The sequence below is a fragment of the Nonomuraea aridisoli genome, assembly GCF_003236395.1.
GTDB classification, from domain to species: Bacteria; Actinomycetota; Actinomycetes; order Streptosporangiales; family Streptosporangiaceae; genus Nonomuraea; species Nonomuraea aridisoli.
In genome coordinates this window covers 1-9,909 of the sequence record NZ_POUD01000315.1, presented here as the reverse complement: position 1 = coordinate 9,909, position 9,909 = coordinate 1, and the positions used below count along the sequence as shown (strand labels likewise).

Here is a 9,909-nt window from a genome sequence, read left to right as displayed (position 1 = left end):
CTTTCGGGGGTGAGGGTGGTGACGGCGAGCGCGGCGGCCGTTCCCAGGCCGACGCCGGCGAGGATGCGGGTTACGCCTCCCATGGGTTCCCTTTCACTGTGGGTGTGTCCGGCTGCACCATTCTCAGCAAAAGGGCACCTAACGCCACAAATATGGATATTTGGGCTTTTAGTTGACATTCATGTCCATGACGATCAGCGGCCGGGCTCGTCGTGGCGCTGGTCATGCTCGCCGTTCCGGTTGCCGTTCTGTTGACGGTTGTGCTCGTCGAGGCCGGTGAGGCGGGTCAGCGCCGCGAAGCCGTCCGGGGTGCCGGGCCAGTGGCGTTCCACCGCGGGCAGCCCGGCCCGCCGCACCACCGAGCGGAGCACGGCCGCGACGATGATCGCGTCGTCGGCGTACCCGAGGACGGGGATGAAGTCCGGGACGAGATCGATCGGGAACGCCAGGTAGGCGAGAAGCAACAGGAGCCGGATCCGTACGCCGCGGTGCAGGCTCCGGTCGGCCGCCAGCCTCCGGACGAGCCGCAGCATGTCCGGCAGCAGCCGCAACGACTCCCGCAACAACCCGCCCCGCGGGCGTACGACCAGCAGCGCCCCCAGCAACGCGGCCCACGCCACCACCGCGGCCACCACGACCGCGATCCCCAGATCCCACCACCACGACCCGGTCACGTTCCCCCACCACCGCGGCCGGCGGCCACCCCCGGCACGCTTTGACCCGGCAAGCAGCGAACACGCCCGCCGATCCCGTCCGGACGCGGATGCCGAGCGGCCGGTATGGCGGCCGGAGCGGATGTGATCAGGCCGGGCAGCACAGACACCATCATCGCCCGTGTCCGCCCTTCCTCTTACCGTCCCGTTCGCGAAAGGTGCGAATTCGGCACCGCCCGCGGCGGGCGTTCGCCGTCAACTGAGGTGGGTGGGCCGGTTTCCGTACTGTTCGGTCTCCGGGCGTTCGATCATCAAGACGTGTGCGGCCCGCTCCGCCACGGGCCGATGCCGGACGCCCGCGGGGACGACGAACAACTCGCCGGCGCTGAGCGTGACGGGGGTCCGCCCGTCCATTTCGATGCGGAAGCTCCCGTCCCAGCAGAGGAACAACTCGTCCTCGTCGTGCTCGTGCCAGGGGAACTCGCCGTCGAGCATGGCGACCCGTACCACTGTGTCATTGGCCGTGGCCAGGTCGCGCTGCTGGAAGGGACCGGGCAAGGAGGCGATGACCTGCTGGATCGACACCGGCTCCATGTCATGGGTGATCGTCATAGAAGGCATCCTCTGATCGGCGCCGCACACCCGCCAGAGCCAATCCGGCAGCTTTGGTCCCTGTTCCTGGGCGGTCGATTTCCTGGGCGGTCGATGGCTCCGCCTCGACGACAGCCCCTTTGCGGCGACTCCCCGCTGGCTGCCCCCTCACAGCGTTCGGCGAGAGGGGTCAGCCCTGGGGATGACAGACCGTGGGTGGATGTGGAGCGGCGAAGAATGCGAAAGAGTGTTCCCGCCACGCCGTCTCACTCTTCCGAAGGAGGTCCGAGGATGCAGCCCGTGCGGAAGAAGTCGCGCAAGCCATGGGCGCGCGTTCTCGCCGTGATGACGGCGCTGCTCGTCGCCGCCGTCGCCGGAGTCGCTCTGGCGTACCCTTCCGTCGCCGCCACCGCCTGCCCCGGCTGCTACGGCCTGACGGAGGTGGAGGACGGCGTGTACGGCGAGGCCGGCATGTCCGGCCGGCAGCGGGCGCAGGTGAGACAGACGGTGGCGGAGGCCCGCCGGAAAGTGGCCGGCTTCTACGGCGGACGAGTGAGCTCCCCCACCCTGCTCGTCTGCGTGACCGCGGCCTGCTACGACCGCATCGGCGGCGGCAAAGAGCGCGGCGTGGCGGTGCTCAACCGCTCGGTGATGTTGTCGCCCCGGGGCATCGATCCGGTGATCGCGTCCCACGAGATGTCCCACGTCGAGTTGCACTCCCGGCTGGAGTCCGGGGCGGAGGTCCCGCAGTGGTTCGACGAGGGCTTGGCCGTGGTGGTCTCCGACGACGCCCGCTACCTGGCCCCGAAGCCTGCAACAGCCGGCCGACTCACCGGCAAGCCGACGGACCGCTGCCTCACCGCCACCACCGGCTCCCTCCCCGCCACGCTCGACCAGTGGCTCACCGCAGCTACCGAAGACGTCGCTACCTACGCGAAGTCCGCCTGCGCCGTAAGCCGCTGGCTCGACACGAACGGCGGCGAAAAGGCCCTCGCATCCCTGATCTCCCGCCTCAACGCCGGCGAACCCTTCGCCTGCCTCGTCCCGCCACCCTGGCCGTAGCACCACTCGATACGCGGCCGGCAGAGCGGGCTTGGGGTACATGTCGAACCCGCCTCGGTCGGAGGTCAAGGAAGCTGCAGGTCCCTGAGCTGCCGGCGGGAGGTGATGCCGAGCTTGCGGAAGATGTTGCGCAGGTGCGCGTCGATCGTGCGCGGGCTCAGGAACAGCTGCGCGCCGACCTCCTTGGAGGTCGCCCCAGTGGCTACCAGGCGTGCGATGTGCAGCTCGTGGGCGGTGAGGTCATCGGCCGGCTGGACGATCCGCTTCCGCGGTTGCTCCCCGGTGGCGCGCAGCTCGTGGGCGGCGCGCGCCGCGAACGCCTCCAGGCCCATCTCGGACAGCAGCTCGTGGGCGGTGCGGAGTTGTTCGCGCGCGTCCTTGCGCCGGCGTTCGCGGCGCAGCCACTCGCCGTAGACCAGGTGGGCGCGGGCGAGATCGGTCGTCATCCGGCAGTCGCCGAGCCGCTCGATCGCCTGGCGATACAGCTCTTCGGCGGCCGCCCCGGTGCTGGTCAGTGCCCGCGAGCGCGCCTCCAGCCCGAGCGCCCACTGGGTGCCGCTGGCACGGGCCCGCGGCGAGAGCTGCTCCAGCGCTGCGGCCGCGCGCACCGGTTCGCCGGCGCGGACGGCCGCCTCGACCAGCTCGGGCAGGGCCGCGCTGCTGTGCGCCAGCTCGTCGTACTCGCATGGTCCCGTCGCGGCGGCGAGCGCGGCGTCGTAGTTGCCCAGGCCGTTGTGCAGCACCGCCAGTGCGTACTGGGCCAGAGTGACCACTGTGCCCTCGCCCCGTGCGGTCGCGTTCTGGACCGTGGCCGCGTATATCTCGGAGGTTTCGGCCTGCCGGCCGCGCCAGGCGGCGAGCGTGAGCCTGGCGTGGGGCAGCGGCGGGGCCCCGGTCGCCTGTGTGATTGCGGCCTCCTCGGCGACCAGCTCGGCGGCGCGGGTGAGCTCACCGGCGTGCACCAGCACCGCGGCGAGGGTGTCGAGCGCGGCGGGAAGCGTGGCCAGCGCGCCGACTTGGCGGGCGAGCCGGACGTGGCGGCTGGTCAGCATGTAGGCCATCTCGTCGTCCCACAACATCGCCGCGATGCGGCTGGCCAGCCACAGCTCGCGGCGGTTGTCGTTCTCGGCGCCGGGCTCGTGGTCGCGAAGCCTCTCCAGCGCCCGGCGCAGGGTGGGCACGCTGGCCTCGTACCCTTGCGTGAACCGCGTCGCCATCCCGTCGAGCAGGAGGTCGACCAGCTCCGGTGGCGTCGAGGGTGCGGGCGCGGCCCGCGCGGCTTCGGCCGCCTCCAGCACCCCCCGACCGTGACCAAGCGGACCGGCGTGGACGGACGCCTCAATCGCCTCCAGGTACGTCTCGCGGGCCAGTACGGCATCCAGCGGCGCGATCGCCTTGGCGGCGTCCAGCAGCCTCCCCGGCGCGTCACTACCTCGCGTCAGACTGAACGCGATCTGGGCGCGCAGCAGCTCGACCCGGGCGTGTTGCAACGCATCCAGCGGTCCGGTCGCCGCGACCGTCAGCAGCTCCGAGGCTGCGTCGGACGCGCCGGCCTGGTGCTTGGCGTGCGCGGCGGCCAGCGCCCGGCGAGCGCGCTCAGCTCGCTCGGGTGTCAACACCACGGCCCGCTCCAGGAACGCGGCCGCCGCGGCCAGCCCACCGCGTGAGCGTGCCCGGCCGGCGGAGCGCTCCAACTCCGCGGCGACCGTCTCATCGGTGCCCAGCACGGCCTGCGCCCGATGCCAGGCGCGGCGCTCAGGGTCGGCATGGGGGTCGGTGGCATCGGCCAGCGCCCCGTGCGCGCGGCGACGATCCGACGATGAGGCGGCCCGGTAGACCGCCGAGCGCACCAGCGGGTGCGAGAACCGTACCCTGGCACCGATCTCCAGCAATCCCGCCGCCTCCGCCGGTCCGGCCGCCTCCGCGCCGATGCTCAGGTGCTCGGCCGCGCGCCACAGCAGCGCCGCATCGCCCACCGGCTCGGCCGCCGCGACCAGCAGCAGCAACTGCGTGTCGTCGGGCAGGCTGCCCGAGCGGCGCCGGAAGCTCTCCTCGACCCGGCGCGGCACGCCCAGCGCGTCCGGCAGCCCGAACCCGCCCGCCAGCTCCGCCGACGGTGCCGGCTCCGTGCTCCGGGACAGCTCCAGCAGCGCCAGCGGGTTGCCGCGCGCCTCGGCGAGGATCCGGTCGTGCACCCGCTCATCAAGCGGCGCATGGACGGCTCCGGCCAGCAACGCCCGCGCGTCGGTCTCGCCGAGCCCGTCCAGTCGCAGCTCCGGCAGCCCGGCGAGCACGTCGGCGTCGTTCGCGTCGGGGCTGGGGTCGCGCTGCGCGAACACCAGCGCCACCCGCTCGGCCTCCACCCGCCGTGCCACGAACGCCAGGGTCTGCGCGGATGCCGCGTCCAGCCACTGCGCATCGTCCACCAAGCACAGCAGCGGGCGTTCCTCCGCGGCCTCGGCCAGCAGACTGAGGGTGGCCAGCCCGACCAGGAACCGGTCTGGCGGGTCACCGGCGCGTTGTCCCAGCGCCACTCCCAGAGCGGCCTGCTGCGGATCGGGCAGCGCCCCCAGCCGATCTAGCAGCGGCGCGCATAACTGGTGCAACCCGGCGAACGCGAACTCCATCTCGGACTCCACGCCGGTCGCGCTCACCACCCGGAATCGTTCCGCGACGCCGCGGGCATGCTCCAGCAGCACGGTCTTGCCGATGCCGGCTTCCCCACGCACCACCAGCACGCCGCTGCGCCCGCCCCAGGCCCGCGCGAGCAAGTGTTCGACGACCTCACGCTCGGCGTGCCGACCTCGAAGCATCGTCTGGTTCCCCCGCGGGCGTCATCCCGTGCCGCCACCATGGCGTTTCGCCCAAGACTAGGCGATTCCCGCCGAAGCGCTACTAGGCGATTGCCGCCGATGCGAACAGCAGCCGCCTGCGGCGAGGGTGATACCGCGAGTCCCACCGTCGCCGGTCGCCCCGGCTGCCGCCTTCGCGCCGATCGACGGTGGACGCGCCAGGCAGAGCCGCTCAATTTTCAACGGAAGGACGACCATGTCGACCACCACCGCCAGTACCCCCTCCGTCGCCGCCCGTAATCTGATCAACGGAAAGTGGAGTGACGCCGGCTCCGTACACGAGTCCATCAACCCCTCTACCGGCGACGTCGTCGGCACCTATGTCTCGGCGGGCCGCGCCGAGGCAGAAGCCGCGGTCGCCGCCGCACGCACCGCGTTCGACACCACCGGCTGGTCCCGCAACGCGTCGCTCCGAGCCCGCGCACTCGGCGAGCTGGCCGACCGGCTCGCCGAACGCGTCCCCGCCATGGGCCGTACTCTGGCCCGGGAGAACGGCAAGCTGCTCCAGCAGACGACCTGGGAGGCGTCCGTCTCCGTCGACTGGCTGCGTTACAGCGCCGCCTCCGCGCTCACCCAGATCGCGGGCCGGGCCGGTGAGCCGCAGCCGGGTACCTACTTCCACTCGTCGCCTGAGGCGATGGGGGTCGCCGGCATCATCACACCGTGGAACTCCCCGGTGGCCCTGCTGGTCCGTGCCCTCGGGCCGGCGATCGGCGCCGGGTGCACGGCGGTGGTGAAGATGCCCGGGCAGACCGGGCTGACCAACACGCTCTTCGCCGAGGCCGTCGCCGCCACGGAGTCTCTCCCCGCGGGCGTCGTCAACATCCTCACCGAAGCGGGCAACGAGGTGGCACCGTTCCTGGTCGAGTCATCAGACGTCGATGTGCTCAGCTACACCGGCAGCACTCACGTCGGCCGCGCCATCGCCGCCGCGGCCGCGCGGACGCTCAAGCGCGCCAACCTCGAACTGGGCGGCAAGACCCCGATGATCGTCTTCGACGACGCCGACCTGGACGTCGTGGTCCCGCAGCTGGTGACGAGCTGCATCCTGATGAACGGGCAGTACTGCTGCACCGGCTCGCGGGTGCTCGCTCAGCGCGGCATCGCGGACGAGCTGCGTACCCGGCTGGCCGCCGCGCTGGAGGCCGTCAAGGTCGGACCTGCGGAAGACCCTTCCAGCCAGCTGGGGCCGCTGATCGACAAGGCCGGCGTCGCAAGGGTCGACCGCATCGTCGAGGAGGCAGCCTCCTACGCCAAGGTCATCGTCAGGGGCGGGCTCGTAACCGATCCCGAGATGGCTGGCGGCGCCTTCTACCGCCCTTCGCTGGTCGAGGTGGAACGGCTCGACGTCCCCTTGGTGCAGCAGGAGGTGTTCGGTCCGGTCCAGACCTTCGAGGTCTTCGACGACGAGGCGGACGCGGTTCACCGGGCGAACGCCACGGAGTTCGGCCTGGCCGCGTCTGTGTTCACCCGCGACGACATCCGGGCCCGCCGGGTGGGACGGGACCTCCGCTTCGGTGGGATCTGGGTCAACACCTGGGGCGTGCTCTCCGAGCACTTCGAGCAGGGCGGCTTCAAGCAGAGCGGGTACGGCCTCTTGTGCGGCCCCGCGGCCATCACCGAATTCCAGAACCTCAAGACGTACGCGACTGCCGCCCCGCAACTGGCATAGAGCTCTGGCTCATCGCCATGAACGTGGTGACACCGATCGTACCGAGTGGAACCACGATGGTCCTGTTCACACCCGATGACACGCTACGGCCGAGGCCTAATCCGTGAGCGATGAGCCGTTCGGGGCGGACTGGGACGGGATCGTCAAGGGTGACCGTGATCTGAAGTGGCCACTAGGGAACGGGAGATGCGTGCCGGCACCGGTCCCGATCGAGTGCGAACCGGTTACCCGGTCGTCGGTGTTCGGCTCGGCCCGCTGCGCGGCCAGGAACGACTCCACCGCGGCCAAGGACCGCAGTCAATGGCCGTGGTCGGTGGAGCCGTAGGTGACGGCCGGGTCGATGGCAGGCTTCGGCCCACGGCAAGGCCACGCTGCGCGAGCTCGCGGCCAAAGGGCTCGGCGTGCAGGTCGGCGACACCGGGCGAGATCACTGCAGCCGGCAGCCAGGGCGGCTTCCAGGCTGAAGGCGGACGGCTGCGGCGCACCCGCCTGCCGGGCAGGCACGGTGACGCCGTCTCCCTCCCACCAGATTCCAGGTGTTCTCCACCTCGTCCGGCCTCTCATAACGGGCTGGATCCAGCGCCACATGTGACGGTCTTGGCCCGAACGCCCCCTGATCGAAGCGATCTCGATCGCGCGCTCGATCAGTCGCGGATCGACGTTCGCTTCGGTGGGCAAACACCGACGCACCTGCATGCCGAGGCGGCGCTTGTCGACGATCACGCCTGCCAGGCCTCCGGCGCGAAAAGGGACGTCCACCGAAGGGGCCTACCAACGGCGACAGGTGGAGGAACCGTCCGGCTCGAAGCTTCGAGATCGATGCGTAGCCGGGTCCCCATCTCTCGGCTTGAACCGACCTCCGAAAGGGCAGCGCTGCTGTCGCAGCATGCGGTCGCCACCGCTATACGTTCCTGGTCACCAGCGTCACGCCGCCTGCTCGGCCTTCGCCCGTTGTCGAAGGACTACGCCTTCGGGTGGCGTGACGTCCGGCGCGCCCGCCATGGTGGCCGTCCTGCCTGTGAGTCCTCGATCTTCCTGCAGCGCACGCGCGAACCGGCTTGGTCGCGGTCGCTGAGAGGGCTGCGGCCGGGATCGGGGACCCGGCGGTGGGCGGAACTTTGGGCAAAACGGGTGGAAGACCGGTTGAGTGGTGGTTTCTGGGGCGGTTGTTTCCTGTGCGCTGTCGGGTATGCCCTCGGGTGGCTCAATGGAACGTTCCCCAACCCGTACCGATCCGTGCCCATGCCGCGGTCGCGAGGGAAGGGGGGCGTGGCGATGTGGAGAGATTGGATGGTTTGCAGGTAGGAAATGTGTAGTAGGCCATCGGCAGAGAGGTGACGTCATGAAGCAGAAGGCGAGAGCGGCGATGGTGAAGCCGCTTCCCGACCACCTGTTCAAGATCCACGGCAACAGCGCCGAGATGCGCTGGGAGGCCATGTCGGGGATGGGTTATCACACCCCCAACGAGCGCTTCTTCGTGCGTAACCACACTTCCACCCCGGTCATCGACGCCTCCACCTGGCGACTGCGCGTCCATGGTGACGGCGTGCGGGCTCCGCGTGAGTTCGGCTACGACGAACTGCGGTCCATGCCTTCACGCACGTACGACGCGGCGATCGAGTGCGCCGGCAACGGCCGCCGGTTCTACCGGACCCAGCAGGACGACGGCGCGCCCGGCACGCAATGGGGCCTCGGCGCGATCGGGGTGGCGCGGTGGCGCGGCGTGCCGCTGAGAGACGTTCTGGCGGAGGCCGGCGTGCTCCCGGGGGCCGTGGACGTCCTGCCCACCGGACTCGACGCGCCATTCGAGGGCTACGGCCACGTACGCAGGCCGCTTCCCGTCGAGAAAGCCATGGAGGACGTCCTCGTCGCCTATGAAATGAACGACGCCCCGCTTCCTCCTGACCATGGATTTCCGGTGCGCCTGGTGGTGCCGGGATGGGTGGGAATAGCGTCCATCAAATGGCTCGGCGACATGGAAGTTTCAACGACCAAGCTCTTCACCCCGTGGAACACGGTCTTTTATCCGGACGTCACCACGCTGCCGGTGAAGAGCGCTTTCGAACTCCCCTGGAATGCGCGCCTGGCCCTTCCCGGCCCGTACGTGCTGCGTGGGCGTTCCTGGTCGGGGCGCGGCAGGATCGTCCGGGTGGAGGTCAGCTTCGACGGCGGGGTCAGCTGGCACGAGGCCGACCATCACGGGCCGCACCTGGTCAGAGCCTGGTTGCCGTGGCACATCACCTGGTCGCCGCGTCACACCGGGCCGCACGTGCTGATGGCCAGGGCGACCGACGAGACCGGCGCCACACAACCACTGGTCACACCCCGCCACCCGCTCGGTTATCACTTCGACGCGGTCGTACGCCATCCCGTTCATGTCGTCAGCGGATAGATAAATGTCACCGACACCGGCTGAACTGCAGATTCCCTAATTGGAGGACCGATGCATATGAATTCATCTGCAAGACTCGCGCAGAAACCTTGTCGAAATCCCTCGATGTGATGCTGCTCATGCCCAGGGAAAAGGAGAGCCGATGCGCCAGCTGACCGCACTCGACGCGCAGTTCCTCCATGTGGAGACGGCGACGACCGCTGCCCACGTGGCCGGTTTGGCGATCCTCGACTCGGCGGACGGCTCGGTCACCAGAGACGCGCTGGCGGACCTCCTGCTCGCCCGGCTGCACCTGTCGCCCGCGCTCAGCCTGCGGGTGGCCGAGGTGCCGCTCGGGCTGGACCACCCGTACTGGGTGTCCGACCCTGACTTCGACATCGACAACCACCTGTTCGAGACGACGCTGCCGCTGCCGGGCGACGACTGGCAGCTGGCCGAGGCCGTGGCGGAGATCCATGCCCGGCGGCTCGACCGGGCGCATCCGCTGTGGGAGATGCACCTGATCAACGGCCTCGAGAACGGTCGGGTCGCCGTCTACACCAAGGTGCACCACGCCGCGATCGACGGTGTCTCGGGCGCGGAGACCCTCGCCGCCCTGCTCGACCTCACGCCGGACGGCCACCTCCGCTCCCGCGACCGCGCCGCCTCGACCGCTCGCCCGCGCCCCTCGTCCCGCACCTCCAAGCC

8 protein-coding genes are annotated in these 9,909 nt (G+C 70.2%); 5 read left to right on the top strand and 3 right to left on the bottom strand.

Annotation, left to right across the window (positions count from 1 at the left end):
- Positions 1-194: 194 nt before the first annotated feature.
- Together C1J01_RS41845 and C1J01_RS41840 are read right to left on the bottom strand one after the other, a co-directional pair.
- Positions 195-674, bottom strand: a complete 480-nt coding sequence (locus tag C1J01_RS41845; protein ID WP_111184594.1) for a YkvA family protein — start codon at positions 672-674, stop codon at positions 195-197.
- A gap of 234 nt (positions 675-908) precedes the next feature.
- Positions 909-1,265, bottom strand: a complete 357-nt coding sequence (locus C1J01_RS41840; RefSeq protein WP_235855023.1) for a cupin domain-containing protein — start codon at positions 1,263-1,265, stop codon at positions 909-911.
- Positions 1,266-1,535: 270 nt separating this feature from the next.
- Between C1J01_RS41840 and C1J01_RS41835 the strand changes: the two genes are divergently transcribed.
- The gene (locus tag C1J01_RS41835) at positions 1,536-2,306 is read left to right on the top strand and encodes a hypothetical protein (RefSeq protein ID WP_111184593.1); all 771 of its coding nucleotides are present in this window, start codon (positions 1,536-1,538) and stop codon (positions 2,304-2,306) included.
- Between the two features lie 65 nt (positions 2,307-2,371).
- On the opposite strand, the gene C1J01_RS41830 is transcribed toward C1J01_RS41835, so the two are convergent.
- Positions 2,372-5,119 carry a helix-turn-helix transcriptional regulator gene (locus tag C1J01_RS41830; protein WP_111184592.1) on the bottom strand — a complete coding sequence of 916 codons (2,748 nt, stop codon included), beginning with the start codon at positions 5,117-5,119 and terminating at the stop codon, positions 2,372-2,374.
- Positions 5,120-5,354: 235 nt separating this feature from the next.
- Between C1J01_RS41830 and C1J01_RS41825 the strand changes: the two genes are divergently transcribed.
- The 4 genes from C1J01_RS41825 to C1J01_RS41815 form a co-directional block, all read left to right on the top strand.
- Positions 5,355-6,830, top strand: coding sequence for an aldehyde dehydrogenase family protein (locus tag C1J01_RS41825; RefSeq protein ID WP_111184591.1), 1,476 nt, complete (start codon positions 5,355-5,357; stop codon positions 6,828-6,830).
- A 190-nt stretch (positions 6,831-7,020) separates the two neighbouring features.
- On the top strand, positions 7,021-7,155 hold the full coding sequence (locus C1J01_RS53335) for a hypothetical protein (protein ID WP_268958796.1): 135 nt from the start codon (positions 7,021-7,023) through the stop codon (positions 7,153-7,155).
- A 1,017-nt stretch (positions 7,156-8,172) separates the two neighbouring features.
- Complete coding sequence (locus tag C1J01_RS41820; RefSeq protein ID WP_111184590.1) at positions 8,173-9,222, top strand: sulfite oxidase; 1,050 nt, start codon at positions 8,173-8,175, stop codon at positions 9,220-9,222.
- Between the two features lie 142 nt (positions 9,223-9,364).
- On the top strand, positions 9,365-9,909 hold a 545-nt coding region (locus C1J01_RS41815; protein WP_328589736.1), incomplete at its 3' end, for a wax ester/triacylglycerol synthase domain-containing protein.

Bases quoted from the DNA above. Each gene is read 5' to 3' on its own strand.
- C1J01_RS41840 (WP_235855023.1), bottom strand. From the start codon at position 1,265: ATGACGATCACCCATGACATGGAGCCGGTGTCGATCCAGCAGGTCATC.
- C1J01_RS41835 (WP_111184593.1), top strand. From the start codon at position 1,536: ATGCAGCCCGTGCGGAAGAAGTCGCGCAAGCCATGGGCGCGCGTTCTC.
- C1J01_RS41830 (WP_111184592.1), bottom strand. From the start codon at position 5,119: ATGCTTCGAGGTCGGCACGCCGAGCGTGAGGTCGTCGAACACTTGCTC.
- C1J01_RS41825 (WP_111184591.1), top strand. From the start codon at position 5,355: ATGTCGACCACCACCGCCAGTACCCCCTCCGTCGCCGCCCGTAATCTG.
- C1J01_RS41820 (WP_111184590.1), top strand. From the start codon at position 8,173: ATGAAGCAGAAGGCGAGAGCGGCGATGGTGAAGCCGCTTCCCGACCAC.